Origin of the sequence: Burkholderia sp. AU30198 (assembly GCF_020419825.1) — a bacterium.
In the GTDB taxonomy this organism is placed as follows: domain Bacteria; phylum Pseudomonadota; class Gammaproteobacteria; order Burkholderiales; family Burkholderiaceae; genus Burkholderia.
The window spans coordinates 1-17,243 of record NZ_JAIZSA010000001.1 but is presented as its reverse complement, the minus strand read 5'-3'; the positions used below and the strand labels follow the sequence as shown (position 1 = coordinate 17,243).

General features: G+C 64.7%; 12 protein-coding genes and 1 tRNA gene. 5 read left to right on the top strand and 8 right to left on the bottom strand.

Annotated features, from left to right (window positions below):
- Positions 1-42 precede the first annotated feature (42 nt).
- From LGN19_RS00065 to LGN19_RS00055, 3 genes are all read left to right on the top strand, one after another.
- Positions 43-615: a hypothetical protein gene (locus LGN19_RS00065; protein ID WP_226212767.1), complete on the top strand. Its 573-nt coding sequence runs from the start codon at positions 43-45 to the stop codon at positions 613-615.
- A gap of 63 nt (positions 616-678) precedes the next feature.
- On the top strand, positions 679-2,511 hold the full coding sequence (locus LGN19_RS00060) for a protease pro-enzyme activation domain-containing protein (RefSeq protein WP_174960802.1): 1,833 nt from the start codon (positions 679-681) through the stop codon (positions 2,509-2,511).
- A 449-nt stretch (positions 2,512-2,960) separates the two neighbouring features.
- Positions 2,961-4,664: a DUF3300 domain-containing protein gene (locus LGN19_RS00055; RefSeq protein ID WP_226212766.1), complete on the top strand. Its 1,704-nt coding sequence runs from the start codon at positions 2,961-2,963 to the stop codon at positions 4,662-4,664.
- 138 nt (positions 4,665-4,802) lie between these two features.
- On the opposite strand, the gene LGN19_RS00050 is transcribed toward LGN19_RS00055, so the two are convergent.
- Entirely contained in the window at positions 4,803-5,453 is a 651-nt protein-coding gene (locus LGN19_RS00050) for a pyridoxamine 5'-phosphate oxidase family protein (RefSeq protein ID WP_226212765.1), read from the bottom strand.
- 313 nt (positions 5,454-5,766) lie between these two features.
- Here LGN19_RS00050 and LGN19_RS00045 point away from each other — a divergent pair, with 313 nt between their 5' ends.
- Positions 5,767-7,233, top strand: coding sequence for a PLP-dependent aminotransferase family protein (locus tag LGN19_RS00045; RefSeq protein ID WP_226212764.1), 1,467 nt, complete (start codon positions 5,767-5,769; stop codon positions 7,231-7,233).
- A 22-nt stretch (positions 7,234-7,255) separates the two neighbouring features.
- Here LGN19_RS00045 and LGN19_RS00040 read toward each other — a convergent pair whose 3' ends face one another.
- The 7 genes from LGN19_RS00040 to LGN19_RS00010 form a co-directional block, all read right to left on the bottom strand.
- Positions 7,256-8,806: a phospholipase D family protein gene (locus LGN19_RS00040; protein ID WP_226212763.1), complete on the bottom strand. Its 1,551-nt coding sequence runs from the start codon at positions 8,804-8,806 to the stop codon at positions 7,256-7,258.
- A 259-nt stretch (positions 8,807-9,065) separates the two neighbouring features.
- Positions 9,066-9,141 (bottom strand) — tRNA-Ile (locus tag LGN19_RS00035).
- A gap of 129 nt (positions 9,142-9,270) precedes the next feature.
- Positions 9,271-11,697, bottom strand: coding sequence for an RNA polymerase sigma factor RpoD (gene rpoD, locus LGN19_RS00030; RefSeq protein ID WP_226212762.1), 2,427 nt, complete (start codon positions 11,695-11,697; stop codon positions 9,271-9,273).
- Between the two features lie 88 nt (positions 11,698-11,785).
- Positions 11,786-13,657: a DNA primase gene (gene dnaG / locus LGN19_RS00025; protein WP_226212761.1), complete on the bottom strand. Its 1,872-nt coding sequence runs from the start codon at positions 13,655-13,657 to the stop codon at positions 11,786-11,788.
- A gap of 71 nt (positions 13,658-13,728) precedes the next feature.
- Entirely contained in the window at positions 13,729-14,175 is a 447-nt protein-coding gene (locus tag LGN19_RS00020; protein ID WP_175031625.1) for a GatB/YqeY domain-containing protein, read from the bottom strand.
- 200 nt (positions 14,176-14,375) lie between these two features.
- Positions 14,376-14,588 carry a 30S ribosomal protein S21 gene (gene rpsU, locus LGN19_RS00015; protein ID WP_226212760.1) on the bottom strand — a complete coding sequence of 71 codons (213 nt, stop codon included), beginning with the start codon at positions 14,586-14,588 and terminating at the stop codon, positions 14,376-14,378.
- Between the two features lie 106 nt (positions 14,589-14,694).
- On the bottom strand, positions 14,695-15,915 hold the full coding sequence (locus LGN19_RS00010) for an NAD(P)/FAD-dependent oxidoreductase (protein WP_264172855.1): 1,221 nt from the start codon (positions 15,913-15,915) through the stop codon (positions 14,695-14,697).
- A gap of 130 nt (positions 15,916-16,045) precedes the next feature.
- On the opposite strand from LGN19_RS00010, the gene tsaD reads away from it, so the two are divergent.
- Positions 16,046-17,086 carry a tRNA (adenosine(37)-N6)-threonylcarbamoyltransferase complex transferase subunit TsaD gene (tsaD, locus tag LGN19_RS00005; RefSeq protein WP_039358123.1) on the top strand — a complete coding sequence of 347 codons (1,041 nt, stop codon included), beginning with the start codon at positions 16,046-16,048 and terminating at the stop codon, positions 17,084-17,086.
- Positions 17,087-17,243: the final 157 nt, after the last annotated feature.

The following is a 17,243-nucleotide window of genomic DNA, read 5'->3' as shown; positions in this document are numbered from 1 at the left end:
CGCCGCCGCGCCCCGGCGATTCGAGTCACGCCTCGAACACGATTGGCCCACTGCGCCCATTACGCGTCGAACCGGAAACGATCGGCAAATCGCATTCAGCATTACTTTCTTTGCCGGCCCCGAATATTACAAATTACTGCCAATATTTTCAAAAACATTGCATTTATTCGCTTTAATTTAGTTTCATATAATCAAAAAAAGTTTGACACCTCGCTTTCGTTCTTGATACCGTCCGATGCAAGCAATCTGACGAATTGCTCACTACGCAATCGCTTCCGCTCTACGTTTTTTCGCTTCCGCCGCACCGAAGTGCTCGCCGCCGGCTGTATCGTTCGCGCACCGGCACATGCAACATCCCGATGCATCTCATTGGACAACTGTCATCCGGCAGCAGGCCGAAGGATCGAACCAAATGAGCAGGACACCGAAACTGTTGCTCTAGCCATCCCGCCCGCGCCATTCCCGGCGCCGTTGCGCCGTTTCGCGGCGCAGCCTTCCCGTTACCGCGCTTTCCGTATTTCGCCTCCGGAGAAAAAACACCTTTCCGGATCGGGCGAAAGGCCCTGTCGCGTCCGCGCCATCCGCACGCGTGCGACAGAAATCGGCGGTGCATGATCCGCACCGCTGTCGACCGTTGTTGTTCGTGCCGTTCGATGTTCAACCGGAGGGGTAATTCAAATGAACCAGGTTGCAGACAAGAAACAAAAGCACAATCGCTTCGTCAAGCTCGCATTCGCCGCCGCCGCAGTTGCGTCGTTCGGCATCTCAACCGTCCACGCCGCGCCCGCGGCCGGCTGGACGGAAACGCGCACCAAGGGCTTCCTGCCGCTCGTGCAGCAGAGCGAAGCCGGCACGGCCGGTGCGCCTGCCGCGAGCACGGCCGCCGCTGCAGCGGCAGCTGTCGAGATGGCGCCGGGCGAATCGGTGGACATCGTGCTCGGTCTGAATCTGCGCAATGAAGCACAACTCGACCAATACCTGCACGACCTGCATACGCCTGGTTCATCGCATTACCGGCAGTTCCTCACACCGGCGCAGTTCGCCGCGCAATATGCGCCGACCGACCAGCAGGTCGCTTCGGTCGTCGCGCATCTGCGCAAGGCGGGCTTCGTGAACATCGTGGTCGCGCCGAACCGCCTGCTGGTATCCGCGTCCGGCACCGCGGCGACCATCCAGTCCGCGTTCCGCACGACGCTCAAGCGTTTCACGCGTAACGGCCGCAGCGTCTATGCGAATACCGATGCCGCGCAAGTGCCGAACGCGATCGGCGGCGTCGTGGGCGCGGTGCTCGGCCTGCAGAACGTCGAACTGATGCACACGGGCGCGGGCAGCCAGCCGCAAGGCAACACCAGCAACCTGACGATTCCGGCCGGTGCATCGGCAGTGCCGCACTACCCGACCGAATTTTCGTCGATCTACGGCGGCGACGGTACGCCGACGGCCTCGCAGACCACCGTCGGCATCATCTCCGAAGGCGACCTGTCGCAGACGGTGAGCGACCTCAATACGTTCGCCGCGAACAACAGCCTCGGCACGATCAGCAGCAGCATCGTGAAGACGGGCCCGTCCGGCAGCACGTACACCGACACCGACGGCACCGTCGAATGGAACCTCGACAGCCAGTCGATCGTCGGCGCGGCTGGCGGCAGCGTGAAGCAGGTCGTGTTCTACGTCGCACCGTCGATGACGCTCACGGCGATCACCGCCGCATACAACAAGGCCGTGACCGACAACGTCGCGAAGGTGATCAACGTGTCGCTCGGCGTGTGCGAATCGTCCGCGAACAGCACCGGCTCGCAGGCGACCGACGACACGATCTTCAAGCAGGCGATCGCGCAAGGGCAGACCTTCTCGGTATCCGCCGGCGACCACGGTGCGTACGAATGCGCGAGCGGCACACCGTCACGCTCGACCTACACGGTGAGCGAGCCGGCAACGTCGCCGTACGTGATCGCGGTGGGCGGCACGACGCTGTTCACGAATACGTCGACCAATGCGTACAACAGCGAGATCGTCTGGAACGATCCGAGCTGGCAGCCGGGCACCGTGTGGTCGACGGGCGGCGGGTACAGCAAGTACGAAGCCGCGCCGTCGTGGCAATCGTCGAGCCTCACGGGATCGACCAAGCGCGCACTGCCTGACGTCGGCTTCGACGCGGACCTGCGCACCGGCGCGATTCTCGTCGTGAACGGCCAGACGTCCGACACGCTGTGGGGCTCGGGCTACCTGAACAATGAAGGCGGGACGAGCCTTGCCGCGCCGATCTTCACGGGCATCTGGGCGCGCTTGCAGTCCGCGAACAACAATGCGCTCGGGTTCCCCGCGTCGAGCATCTACAAGTACTTCCCGAGCAACGCGGCGCTGCTGCATGACGTCACGTCCGGCAACAACGGCAGCGGCACCTACGGCTACAAGGCGAAGGCCGGCTGGGACGCGACGACGGGCTTCGGCAGCGTGAACATCTCGAAGCTGAACGCGTTCATCCAGAGCACGCCGGATTTCGCACGCTGATGCACCGATGACCGCCCCGGTTCGATGCGTGCGCCGTAGCGCACGCATCGAACCGGATGTGATCGTTTGAACGACCCGCGAGCGCTGCCAAGCTCTCGCGGTTTTTTTGCGTTCCGCGCAATCTCGCGGCGCAGCATCCGGCGCGACGACGCACTCGCCGACCTTGCAATCGTTGCGCGAACAACTTTCAGATCAATTACGCGAGCAGCGCCAGCCCGCTTACGGACTGCAAGGTACACACTGTTACACAACACCCGGACAACTTCCGCGCGTGTCACGCGTTTAACTGGATATATCGATTCGTCGCGGGACAACACCATGCGAACACGACCTTGCCGCCTGCCCCGGCCGATGACCCCGGGGCAGGCGCTGACGGTCGCGGCGCAGTGCTCAAGCCGATCGCGCAGCCCGCGTGCCTGCCAACGCCGACACAACACCGAACGAACAACATGAACAACACACGTGCACACCGCCCTGTCAGAACGCTGATCGCGTCGTCCCTCGTCGTGTCGCTGCTCGGCCTCTCGGCCTGCAACAAGAACGGCGACAACAGCACCGCCACACCGGCCAGCGACGCGAGCGCGGCCGCGGTGGCCCAGCCCGCTTCGACGCCGGTTGCCTACACGCCGCCGACCGCCGATCAGCTCTACCAGATGGTCGCGCCGGTCGCGCTGTTCCCCGACAAGCTCGTCGCGCTGGTGCTGGCGGGTGCAACGTACCCGGACCAGGTCACGGCCGCCAATAACTGGGTCATGCAGAATCCGTCGTTGAAAGGGCAGGCACTCGCAACCGCCGCCGATACGCAGCCGTGGGATCCGTCCGTCAAGGCCTTGACCGCGTTCCCCGCGGTGCTGTCGCAGATGGCGTCGAACCCGGCCTGGACCACGTCGCTCGGCCAGGCGTACTACAACGATCCGACCGACGTGATGAACGCGATCCAGGCGATGCGCCAGCGCGCGCAGACATCCGGCCATCTCCGCTCGGGCGGCCAGATGCGTGTCACGCAAGTCGCGCAGGCCGCACCGTCCGGCTATACGCCGGCCACCGACGCGCCCGTGGTCTACGCCGGGCCGGCCATCGTGCCGCCGCCCGCGCAGGCCATCGAGATCGAATCGGCCCAGCCCGACGTCGTCTATGTCCCGTCTTACAACCCGACGGTCGTCTACGGCGAGCCGGTTTCGTCCTACCCCGGCTACGTGTATCGGCCGCCTTCATACAGCACGGGTGAAGTCGTTGCCGCCAGCGTGATCACGTTCGGCGTCGGTATCGCCGTCGGCGCCGCGATCTTCGGCCACCACGACTGGGGCTGGCATGCATGGGGCATGAACTGGGGCGCGCCGCGTCCGGAAGGCCCCGGCTGGAACGGCGGCTGGCAGCGCCCGGCCGTGGTGTACAACCACACCACGTACGTGTCGAAGTCGACCACCGTGATCAACAACATCACCAATATCCGCAACACACGGATCACGAACAACTACGGCGGCAACGTCACCAACAACACGACGAACACGACGATCGAACGCAACACGATGCAGCCGGGCGCGACGCCGATGCGTGGACAGGTCATGGAGCAACGCCCGGGTGCCGTGCCGATGACGATGCCGCACTTCGGCGCGAACGATACGCGCCCCGGCGCGCGGCCGTCGCCCGACGCATTCGCGCAGAACCGTGCGAACGAACCGCATGCCGAAACACCGGCGCAACATGCACCCGGTGCGATGCGCGAGGAGCGGCAACAGGCAATGCAGCAGGAGCACGCTGCGCAGGAAAATCGCGCGGCCGCGCAGCAGCAGCAATTGCAGCAACAGCAGCGCAACGAGGCACTGCAGCAACGCGAGGAACTGCAACAGCGCAACGCGGCACAACAGCAGCAACGCGCGGAAATGCAGCAACACAACGCAGCGGAGCAACAGCAGCGCGAGGAGATGCAGCAACACAATGCGGCGCAGCAGCAGGAGCGCGAAGCCATGCAACAACGTAACGAAGCTCAGCAGCAACTGCATAAGGAGGCGCCGCCGCACAACGAAGCGCATCCTCAGGAACACGTGGCACCGCCGCCTCGGCAACCGGCCGCCGAGCACGCGCCCGCACCGCATCCGCGCCCTGCGGAGTCGCAACCGCCGCACGAGACGCATGAGCATCGCACCGAGTGAAACGCCCCCCGTCACGACGGCGCGACATTCGCGCTGTCGGCCGGCGAAGGTCGCGTCTCATTGCCATGCGAAAGCAACACGGCTCAAGACGCCGCGCGCGGCCGCTTTCCGCAAAAACGTGCGGCCTTGTCGCGCAACTCACTCGGCCCAGTTGCGGACGTAGTCCGGCACCGGCATGTTGCCGTCGGCATGAACCGGTGCGCCGCGCGTCGTCTTCAGCGGCAGGATCCCCGTCCAGACAGCGAGCGCGAGATCTTCGTCCTTGTCGGACGGCATTGAATCACTGACTTTCACGGCAGCTTCCTCGAGCGCAATCCGCAGCACGCTGGTCGCATTGAGTTCGTTCTCGTTGCCGGGCCGCGCGTCATGCTTGCGACCGGGCGCAATCTTGTCCATCAATACATCCAGCGCCATCAGCTTGTCCGCACTCCCCTCCACCCTCTCGAACCGCCCGTAGATCACCGCGGATCGGTAATTCATCGAATGGTTGAAGGCCGACCTGGCCAACACGAGACCGTCCAGCAACGTAATCGCGACGGAGGCCTGTGCGCCCGCCGACAGCGCCTTGATCATCCGGCTGCCGTTGGACCCGTGAATATAGAGGTAATCGCCCCGTCTCCAGTGCGCGGTCGGGATGCAGTGCGTGTCCTCGCCTGCACCGAACGCGATATGGCAGACGTAGGCCTCGTCCACGATGCGATGAAGCATCGTGCGATCGCGGTTCGCCAGTTCCGGCAGACGGCGAATGGTGGTGCGGGACGTGGGAGAGATGACGGTCTGGTCTTTCATGTTTCGTGTTCCTGTTCGCGTGCCCTTGCACACATCGAGTGGCCCGCGTTCCGACACCGCGCGGGCATCCACCCTGAATATATTTGTACTCCGAAGCTGATCGAATCGGATGCGTGCGACTTCCACGGCTGAGCCGACCTGTCGATCGGCCCATCGACAGTCGCTTGCCAAATCGATCAAATACGCGCGTGCCGCTATCCTGGACGATCGCCGGAAAACCCCCGCGCCGGCCGGCACCGCGAGAACGTGAACGATACGATGCGCGTCGAATCTTCAAAAGAACCAGCCCAACGAAAAATTCTGGAACCAGCCCATGGATCTCGCGCTGCTCATCTCATCGCTTTCCAGACAGGACGGCACGACCCGACACAGCCAGCAGGAAGCGCTCTACCGGAGCCTGCGCAACATGCTGCTGGACGGACACATTCCGTCCGGCACACGGCTCGTGTCGACGCGCGTGCTCGCGGCGGAGCTGGGCATCGCGCGCAATTCGGCCGTCTATGCGTACGAGCGTCTTGCCGAGGAGGGTTTCGTGGCGGCCACGCGCAACGGTACGATCACGCTATGGGATGGATGCGGCCGCTCGAGCGCCGGGCTCGAAAGCGGCCCGGCCCCGGTTCAATTGTCCGAGCGCGTGCACGGGCTGGAGAACGCCGATCCCGAACCCGAACGCATGCTGCCGTTCGTGCCCGGCCTTCCGTCGCTCGATGAATTCCCCGTTACCCAATGGCGCCGTTGCATCGAGCGCGCATGGAAAGTCATCAAGCCCGCGCAGCTCGCATACGGCCCGGTCGAAGGGCTGCCCGAATTGCGGCGCGCCGTGGCCGCCTACATCCGGGTCTCGCGAGGCGTGCGCTGCGAAACAGGCCAGGTATTCATCACCGACGGCACGCAAAGCAGCCTCGAACTATGCGCGCGCATGCTGGCGAATCCCGGTGAATTCGGCTGGCTCGAGAACCCCTGCTACAACGGCGCCCGAACCGCATTCCGGTCGACCGGCCTGGATCTCGTGCCGATCGAGGTCGACCACGAAGGGATGGCGCCGACCGATGAACAGTGGCGCACCCGGCCGCCCCGGCTGATCTATACGACACCATCGCATCAGTACCCGCTTGGCGCGCTGATGAGCCCCCGGCGGCGCGCGGCGCTCGTCGAGCATGCACGGACATGCGGCGCGTGGATCATCGAGGACGATTACGACAGCGAGTTCCGCCACGGCGGCCAGCCACTGCCCGCGATCCAGGGCCTGCATGCCGACGCACCGGTCTGCTATCTCGGCACCTTCAGCAAGACGATGTTTCCCGCTCTGCGGCTCGGCTTCATGGTGGTTCCGCCGGTTTTGGTCGAGCGCTTCACCCGAACGCTGCGCGAACTCGTCCATCGCGGCCACTCGGCCGACCAACTGGCGATGGCCGAATTCATCGACACCGGCCTTTTTGCGCGGCACCTGCGCAAGATGAGGATGCTGTACGCCGAGCGACGGAGCAGCCTCGAAGCGGCACTCGCCCGCCACCTCGGCACCGCGCTGAGCGTTCGGGACAGTCCGGGCGGCATGCATCTGTCGGCGGATCTCGCGATGCCGCTGCACGATACCGACGTCGCCCGCGCCGCAGCCGCGCATGGCCTGCTGCTTCAGCCGCTGAGCAGCTATCGGGTCGGCGACGGCCGGCCGTACAACGGCTTCGTGCTGGGATACGCCGGCCTGAACGATGCGACGATAGAGACCTCGACGATGCAGCTCGCGGCCGTCATCGAGCAGCACGGCCACACGCGTTGCTGAGCGTCTCGCGCGGCGTCGCCGCTCACAGTTGCGATTCGATCGGGAGCAGCCCGAGAAACCAGATTTCCATCCGCCGCGCGGCCGACACTTCCGGCTCGTGATCGAGCTCCGTGACCTTCCCGTCCGAATCGGTCTGAATCCACTTGAGCTGCCCTGTGCCCGCCGGATCGGTCCTCGGCTCGACCCGCCACGCAATTCGATCGAGCCGTGCTTCCAGATCGTTGGCCACCTGCGACGCAATCGCCGGACTCTCGCAGTAAACGCCGATTTCCGTATTGAGGTTCAGCGAGCGCGGATCGAGATTCATCGATCCGATGAAAATGCTCTTGTGGTCGAACACGTAGGTCTTCGCATGCAGCGATGCGCGCGACGACCCGATGATCACCTGCTTCGAAATGCTCTTGTCGCCCGACGGCCGCCGTTCGTACAGCCGCACGCCGGCCGCCACGAGATCGCTGCGGTATTGCCGGTAGCCCGCATGCACGGCCGCCACGTCGGTCGACGCTAGCGAGTTGGTCAGCACGGTTACGCGCACGCCGCGGGCCGTCAGCGCGCGCAACCGCTCGACGACCTCCTTGCCCGGCACGAAATACGGCGACACGATCAGCAGGTCATGCTCAGGCTGCAATGCGAGCGCCCGCAACTGCGGCATCAGGTGCCCGTCGCTGTCCTTCGGCGCGTGCGCGATCTTTGACGGATCGTCGTACAGCACCGTCGCGTGGCCCCACGACAGTTCCGTGCCAGCCCCGTGAACAATCTGGTCGAGCCGTTGCCTCGCCTCGAGTACGTACGGATTGTCCTCCATGGTCCTCAGGTAGTCGCGCAACCGTTCACGCTCGCGGTCCAGCCCGCCCGGCGCCGCATCGTGTCCGACCAGCGCATCGATCGGATACGCGTACGGGGAATTCCAGAACGTGTCGAATTCGGTCGAGATGTTTTTCACGACCGGGCCGTGGACGACGACATCGAGGTCGCCGAATTCCAGCATCGACGATGCGCCGAAATACTCGTCGCCGATATTGCGGCCGCCGATGATCGCTGCCTGGTTGTCCGCGATCATCGCCTTGTTGTGCATGCGCCGGTTGACGCGCGAGAACTCGAACACCGTGCCGATCTTCTTGAACCGGCGCGTAGCGACCGGATTGAACAGCCGGATCTCGATGTTCGGATGCGAACTGATCTCGAGCAGCTTGCGGTCGTCCGCGTTCGTGCCGAGATCGTCGAGCAGCGCACGGACGCGCACGCCGCGATCGGCCGCGCGAATGATCGCATCGGCCAGTTCGTGCCCGGTCAGGTCGTCGTGCCAGATGTAGTACTGAAGGTCGAGCGAGCGGTCCGCGCGATCGGCAAGCAACACGCGCGCATCCAGCGCGTCGACCGGATCGGTCAGCAGATGAAACGCGTCCTGCCCTGGATGCGTACTGGCCTGCTTCTGGAACGCGACACCCAGCCGCGTGTTGTCGGTATCGGTGTACGCATGTGTCGGCGCACGATCGGCCTGCGGCGGCAGGCTCGCGCATGCAACGAGCGCCAGCAACGAAAGAATCGCACCCCACGAACGCAGCATGGTCATGATTGCCGCCCCACTCCCGGCCGAAGTCTGTTTGTTCTCGCCGCCGGATGGATCGCGGGGCTGTCTGGTTTTCCTTCGGCCGCAACCGGTGTTGCGTGCGAAACGGCCGCGCTACAGCATACTTCGATTGACAGCGGAGCGGCACCGTCTCGGTACTTTCCTGATTCGGACGCTCGTCTCGCGTCCGCGCAAAGAAAAACCCGCGACGCATGAAGCCATCGCGGGTTTCGGCATGCTGCGCAAGTGCGCGCATGAAATCTGGTGGGCCCGGCGGGGTTCGAACCCGCGACCAATCGATTATGAGTCGACTGCTCTAACCGCTGAGCTACAAGCCCTGATGAGAAGCAAAGCGTGTCACACGCTGCCCCGACAAAGAAGCCGGGCCGGCATTGTAACAACAAAGGAGACAAACGCCACCGGCATCATGCAGATACCGGCGGCGTTCGCAGGAGAGACGCTGGAAATCAGTTCCCTTCGAGGAACGACTTCAGCTTGTCGGAACGGCTCGGGTGACGCAGCTTGCGCAGCGCCTTGGCCTCGATCTGACGGATCCGCTCGCGCGTGACGTCGAACTGCTTGCCGACTTCCTCGAGCGTGTGATCGGTGCTCATCTCGATACCGAAGCGCATCCGCAGCACCTTCGCCTCACGCGGCGTCAGCGAATCGAGCACGTCCTTCACGACATCGCGCATGCTCGCATGCAGCGCGGCATCCGCCGGCGCGACCGTGTTGTTGTCCTCGATGAAGTCGCCGAGATGGGAATCGTCGTCGTCACCGATCGGCGTTTCCATCGAGATCGGCTCCTTCGCGATCTTCATGATCTTGCGGATCTTGTCTTCCGGCATCTCCATCTTCTCGGCGAGCGTTGCCGGATCCGGCTCGAGACCGGTTTCCTGCAGGATCTGCCGCGAGATGCGGTTCATCTTGTTGATCGTCTCGATCATGTGAACCGGAATACGGATCGTGCGCGCCTGGTCAGCGATCGAGCGCGTGATGGCCTGGCGGATCCACCACGTCGCGTAGGTCGAGAACTTGTAGCCGCGACGGTATTCGAACTTGTCCACCGCCTTCATCAGGCCGATGTTGCCTTCCTGGATCAGGTCGAGGAACTGCAGGCCGCGGTTCGTGTACTTCTTCGCGATCGAGATCACGAGACGCAGGTTCGCCTCGGTCATTTCGCGCTTCGCCTGGCGTGCCTTCAGTTCGCCGGCCGCCATCTGGCGGTTGGTTTCCTTCAGGTCCTTCAGCGGCAGCACGACGCGTGCCTGCAGGTCGAGCAAGCGCTGCTGCTGTTCGCGGATCGCCGGCACGTTACGCGACAGCACCGCGCTGTACGAATGGCCTTCGGCCATGACCTTCTCGGACCAGTCGAGATCCGTCTCGCTGCCCGGGAAGCGCGCGATGAATTCCGAACGCGGCATGCCGCACTTGTCGACGACGATGTGCAGGATCTGACGCTCGACCTGACGCACTTCGTCCACCTGCGCACGCAGCGTGTCGCACAGGCGTTCGACGGTACGCGCGGTGAAGCGGATCGTCATCAGTTCGGTCTGGATCGTTTCCTGCGCCTTCAGGTAGGCCTTCGACTTGTAGCCTTCCTTTTCGAACGCGCGGCGCATCTTGTCGAACCACTCGCTGATCTGCGAGAACTTGTCGAGCGACGCACGCTTGAGGGCTTCGAGCTGGGCGGCGTTGGCCGATGCCTGGGCGGCACCGTCATCCTCCTCCTCTTCCTCTTCTTCCTCTTCCTCTTCGGCTTCCTCGTTCTCGTTCTCGATGGCTTCCGCTTCCTTCGCGGAGAAGCCGTCGGTATCGGCGGAGTCCGAAGCATTCGGATCGAGCAGGCCGTCGACGAGCTCGTCGACGCGGATCTCTTCGTTCGCGACGCGTTCAGCCATCGCGAGGATGTCGGCGATCGTCGTCGGGCACGCGGAGATGGCCATCACCATGTGGCGCAGGCCGTCCTCGATCCGCTTCGCGATCTCGATTTCGCCTTCTCGCGTGAGCAGTTCGACCGTGCCCATTTCACGCATGTACATCCGGACCGGATCGGTCGTGCGGCCGAATTCCGAATCGACGGTAGACAGCGCGACTTCCGCTTCCTCTTCGACTTCATCGTCCGACGACGCGGCGGGCGCGTTGTCGTTCAGGAGCAGCGTTTCCGCGTCCGGCGCCTGCTCGTAGACCGCCACGCCCATGTCGTTGAACGTGCCGATGATGCCTTCGAGGGCTTCGGTCTCGGTGAAGTTGTCCGGCAGGTGGTCGTTGATTTCGGCGTACGTGAGGAAGCCGCGCTCCTTGCCGAGCTTGATCAGCGCGCGCAGTTTCACGCGGCGCTCTTCGAGCTCCTCGGCCGTACCCGGCGTGCTCGTCGCGAACGCTTCCTTCAGTAGCGCCTTTTCCTTGGCGCGACGATCGCGCACCTTGGATTTGCCCGGTGCAGCCGCCGCTGCTGCTGCGGCGGGCTGCTCGTCGCTCTGATTTGCGTCGTCTTCGACGGATACTTCGTTCAGCTTTTTGGTCATGGAGTTCGCCGTACCGGCTATATCGACTCGCGGCTGCTGGACGACAGCCGGTTGAACCGTGGGTGCATGAGTAGTACGTACTGCCGTTTCGTCCGCGGCGGCAGTCGTGTCCCTTGCGCTTTTCGCACTTGCCCGCTTCGCCGCCGGCTTGGCCGGCCCGGAGTCGGGTCTGGCGGCAGCCCGTGTTCTGGCTGCCGACGCCGGCGCAGCCTGAGCAGTGCCGGCCGCGGTTTTCTTTCCTGCTGGGGCTGACGTGGCTGAAGACGTTGTCCTGGTGGAAGAAGCAGACTTGGCCGCTGTGACCTGCTTGGTCGGCTCCGTCGAGCCCTTGCCTGTTGCTTTCTTTCCGCCTGTCGTCTTTGCCATCGCGATTCTCGCCTCTGCTTAGAAAACAAACCGCTGGAAACCTTATATTATAGCACGCTGGGGAGCCCTCTCTAAGCTCCGCGGCCGCCTACAGCCCGAGCCGACGCTTCATGTCGGTTCGCTGCTGGTTCAATTCCGTCAATTCGGCCAATTCCTCGGGTGTGAAGGTGGATTGCCGCGCCAGCCTGTCAAGCCGGTCGCAGCAAGCGTCGTAACGCATCTTGAGCACCGCCGCCTGCAGTTCCTCCCCCGCGATCCGTTCCTGTTCACGCTGCCGCTCGGGCACCGTCTCGTCTTCCGGATTCTGTAACAGCAAGTCGCGGACGTTTTCATCATAGTCCAGAATTTCGCGGAAGATTTCCTCGTAAGTCGCTCCATTCGAGGACGTCCGCAGGACATCCGACAGCAGCCGGAACTCCGCGCCATCGCCCAGCGCGCGCGCATGATCGACCACTTCCGCGAACAGTTCGCCGATGCGCGGCAATGCACGCAGGGTCGCGAGCTGCTCGTCGTCGAGCTGCGACGCGATGCGCGGATGCATCACCAGCGTGCGCAACGCACGCTTTTCGCTGTCCGTCACGCGGCGCCGCTCGCTGCGCGGGGGCGCCTGGCGCGGCGGTGCCGCGATCCGCGTATCGACATCGGACAGCCCCGCGACCTCCTCGAACGGGATGTCGAGGCGATCGGCGAACATGTGCATGATCTGCGCGCGCAACGCGTTCGCGGGCAGCGCCTGCAACAACGGCTTCGCGTCAAACAGCGCCTTCGCGCGGCCTTCCGGCTGGTCGAGCGCCTTGCCGGAAATTGCTTCGTTCAGCAGAAATTGTGACAGCGGCATCGCGCGCTCGACCTGCTCGGAGAACGCTGCCTCGCCGAACTCGCGCACATAGCTGTCCGGATCGTGCTCGGCCGGCAGAAAAAGGAACCGGATCGTGCGGTTGTCGCCCGCATGCGGCAGGCAGGCTTCGAGCGCACGCCGGGCCGCCCGTCGCCCGGCCGAATCGCCGTCGAAACTGAAAATGACCGTATCGGTCTGGCGCAGCAGCTTCTGCACGTGAATCGGCGTGCACGCGGTGCCGAGCGTCGCGACCGCGTTCGGGAACCCGAGCTGCGCGAGGGCGACGACGTCCATGTAGCCTTCGACGACCAGCACGTACTTGCGCTCGCGAATCGCGAGCCGCGCCTCGAACAACCCGTACAGTTCGCTGCCTTTGTTGAACAGCGGGGTTTCGGGCGAGTTCAAATACTTCGGTTCGCCGCTGCCGAGCACGCGGCCGCCGAAGCCGATCACCTGCCCCTTCACGTTGCGGATCGGGAACATGATCCGCTCGCGGAACCGGTCGTAGCGGCGCGCGACGCCCTGCGCATCGGTCTTCTCGCTGACGATCACGAGCCCCGACTCGACGAGCGACTCGTCGCGATAGTCCGGGAACGCAGTTTCGAGGTTCTGCCAGCCATCCGGCGCATAGCCGAGCCCGAAGCGCGCGGCGATCTCGCCGGTCAGGCCCCGGTTCTTCAGGTACTGGATCGCGACGGTCGCACCGCGCAACTGCTTGCGGTAGTAGTCGCACGCGGCGGTCATCGCATCGGACAACGCGGTCGCGACCGATTTCGACACCGGCGCCGGATAGTCGCCGCCACCGCCTCCACCGCCGCCGCGCATCGACGGCTCGTGCGGCACGGTCAGCCCGACGGACTGCGCGAGGTCCTGCACGGCCTCCGGGAACGTGAGCCCCGCGTGCTCCATCAGGAAGCCGATCGCCGTGCCGTGCGCGCCGCAACCGAAGCAGTGATAGAACTGCTTGGTCGGGCTGACGGTAAACGACGGGCTCTTCTCGTTATGGAACGGGCACAGCCCCATGAAGTTGGCGCCGCCCTTCTTGAGCTGCACGTACTTGCCCACCACGTCGACGATATCGACGCGGTTCAGCAAATCCTGCAGGAACGAATGCGGAATCACCGTGGGATCGAGCGAAAAAAAGACAATACGACACCCCGGCGCACGCACGGCGCGCACCAGGGAAACAGGGGTTACTTCGTCAGCGCGGCCTTGACCAGCGCGGAGATGGCCGTCATGTCGGCACGGCCGGCGAGCTTGCCCTTCAGCACGCCCATCACCTTGCCCATGTCCTGCGGGCCGGCGGCGCCCGTCTGCGCGACCGCGGCCTGGACTTCGGCAGCCACCTCGGCCTCCGACAGCTGCTCGGGCATGTAACCGCCCAGCACGACCAGTTCGGCCTGCTCCTTCGCGACGAGATCGTCACGGCCGGCTGCCTGGAACTGGCTGATCGAATCCTTGCGCTGCTTGATCATCTTGTCGATCACGGCCGTGATGCCCGCGTCGTCGAGGGTGATCCGATCGTCGACTTCGCGCTGCTTGATCGCGGCCATCAGCAGGCGAATCGTTGCCAGGCGCTCGCTTTCCTTCGCGCGCATCGCGGCCTTCATGTCTTCGCTGATCTGCTCTTTCAAACTCATCTTTCACCCGGGAAGGAAACGTGAATTCGACGCCCGCGAACGGACGTCAACACAAAAACCCGCTTGGGACAATGTCTCAAGCGGGTTGCTCGAATCCGGCATCGGCGGCTCGCCTGATCGATTGCACGATCAGCTCGATCTTCCACGATCGCACGGAGTCGCCGGTGCGCCGCTCAGTGAACCGCGCGGCGCCCAATCGTTCAGTACAGCTTCTTCGGCAGCGTCTGGCTGCGGATACGCTTGTAATGACGCTTCACTGCAGCAGCCTTCTTGCGCTTGCGCTCCGCGGTCGGCTTCTCGAAAAACTCGCGCGCTCGAAGCTCGGTCAGCAGACCGTTCTTCTCGACCGTGCGCTTGAAGCGACGCATTGCAACTTCGAACGGCTCGTTCTCTTTAACGCGAATGATCGTCATGATCCGACACGAATAAAGGATTGCAGGGAAAGACTGCCGAGTATAGCAGAGCGATTGCCTGAAGGCACGGGGCCTGGTCCCACCAAACGGCGCCAGCCCGGCCCTGTCAAGCGCCGCGCGCATACTCCGCCGCAGCCTGCCCGGCCGCCGTGCCCGACGCCCACGCCCACTGGAAGTTGTAGCCGCCGAGCCAGCCCGTCACGTCCACCGCCTCGCCGACGAAGAAGAGCCCGGGCACGCGCGTACTCATCATCGTCGCCGACGACAGGTCGCGCGTATCGACCCCACCCTTCGTCACTTCGGCCTTCTTGTAGCCCTCGGTGCCGTTCGGCGTCAGCGTCCAGCCGGACAGCGCGTCGCCCACCTGGCGCAGCGTCTTGTCGGGCAGGTCCGCGAGCCGCGCGTCGGCCGCGACGCGATGCGTGTCGAGCCACGCATGCGCGAGGCGCGACGGCACCCAGTCCGCGAGCAGCGAACCGATCTGGCGCTTCGACGTGCGCTTCGCGTCGAGCAGGTCGGCCACCGCGTCGCGCTGCGGCAACAGATCGACGCGAATCGGGTCGCCAGGCTGCCAGTAACTCGAGATCTGCAGGATCCCGGGCCCGGACAGGCCACGATGGGTCAGCAGCAGGTCCTCGACGAATTCGCCGCCGCGCTTCTTGTCGCCGGTCGATACGCGCACTTCGAGCGATACGCCGGACAACGCCGCGAACGGCTCCCAGTCCTGCTGCGCGAACGTCAACGGCACGAGCGCAGGCCGCGTATCGATGAGCTTGTGGCCGAACTGCTTGGCCAGCCGGTAGCCGAAGTCGGTCGCACCGATCTTCGGGATCGACAGGCCACCGGTCGCGACGATCAGCGCGCGCGCACCGATCGTCCCCGCCTGCTGCGTGTCGAGCATGAAGCCGTCGGCCGGCGCGTGGCGCACCGTGTCGACGACGACCGGCCGGCGCCACGCGATGCCGCCCGCATCGCACTCGTGCTTCAGCACGTCGATGACCGCGTCGCTGCCGTGGTCGCAAAAGAGCTGGCCCTTGTGCTTTTCGTGCCAGGTCACATGATGACGCTTGAGCAGCCCGAGGAAATCGCGCGGCGTATAGCGCGCCAGCGCCGAGCGCGCGAAATGCGGATTCGACGACAGATAGTTGTCGGGGCCGGCGTACAGGTTCGTGAAGTTGCAGCGGCCGCCACCCGAGATGCGGATCTTCTCGGCGAGCCGCGGCGCGTGATCGATCAGCACGACGCGGCGGCCGAGCTGCCCGGCAACCGCGGCGCTCATCATCCCGGCAGCGCCCGCGCCGATCACGGCGATGTCATAAGTTTCCATGGCGCGGATTGTACCTGCCCGGCATCGGGCCCGGGCCGCCACCAGCGGCGGCAGGCCCTCGCCTGCTATAATTTCCGGTTACGTTGACCTTCCTGCGGCGCGTCCGATACGGCGCGCCCTGCCCGCACCCATGCTCGTTCTCGGCATCGAAAGCTCCTGTGACGAAACCGGCCTCGCGCTCTACGACACGCAGCGCGGCCTGCTCGCGCACGCGCTCCACTCGCAGATCGCCATGCACCGCGAATACGGCGGCGTCGTGCCCGAGCTCGCGTCGCGCGACCACATCCGCCGCGCGCTGCCGCTGCTCGAGGAAGTGATGGCGCAAAGCGGCACGCGCCGCGACGACATCGACGCGATCGCGTTCACGCAGGGCCCCGGCCTTGCCGGCGCGCTGCTGGTCGGCGCGAGCATCGCGAATGCGCTCGCGCTCGCCTGGAACAAGCCGACCGTCGGCATCCATCACCTCGAAGGCCACCTGCTGTCGCCGCTGCTCGTCGACGAGCCGCCGCCGTTCCCGTTCGTCGCACTGCTGGTGTCCGGCGGCCACACGCAACTGATGCGCGTGACCGACGTCGGCGTGTACGAGACGCTCGGCGAAACGCTCGACGATGCCGCGGGCGAAGCATTCGACAAGACGGCGAAGCTGATCGGCCTCGGCTACCCGGGCGGCCCGGAAGTATCGAAGCTCGCCGAAACCGGTACGCCGGGCGCGGTCGTGCTGCCACGCCCGATGCTGCATTCGGGCGACCTCGACTTCAGCTTCAGCGGCCTGAAGACGGCCGTGCTCACGCAGATGAAGAAGTTCGAAGCGGCGAAGCTGGAAGGCGAAGCGCTCGAACGCGCGAAGGCCGACCTCGCGCGCGGCTTCGTCGACGCGGCCGTCGACGTGCTCGTTGCCAAGTCGCTCGCCGCGCTGAAGAAGACGAAGCTCAAGCGCCTCGTGGTCGCGGGCGGCGTCGGCGCGAACCGCCAGTTGCGCGCCGCGCTGTCGGCCGCCGCGGCCAAGCGCGGTTTCGACGTGCACTACCCCGATCTCGCACTCTGCACCGACAACGGCGCGATGATCGCGCTCGCAGGCGCATTGCGGCTCGGCCGGTGGCCCGAGCAGGCGAATGCCGACTACGCATTCACGGTGAAGCCGCGCTGGGATCTCGCGTCGCTCGCACGCTGAGCCATGCGGCGCGACGCAACGTCGCACCGGTGTCAAGTCCTGGAATAGGTTGACAGTGTTCACCCGCTAAACGCCCGATGCACCGCATCGGGCGTTTTGTATTTGAGGGCGGCATGTGGCCGCTCGCAGTTGTAGATGTTCACCGACTGTTCGACCA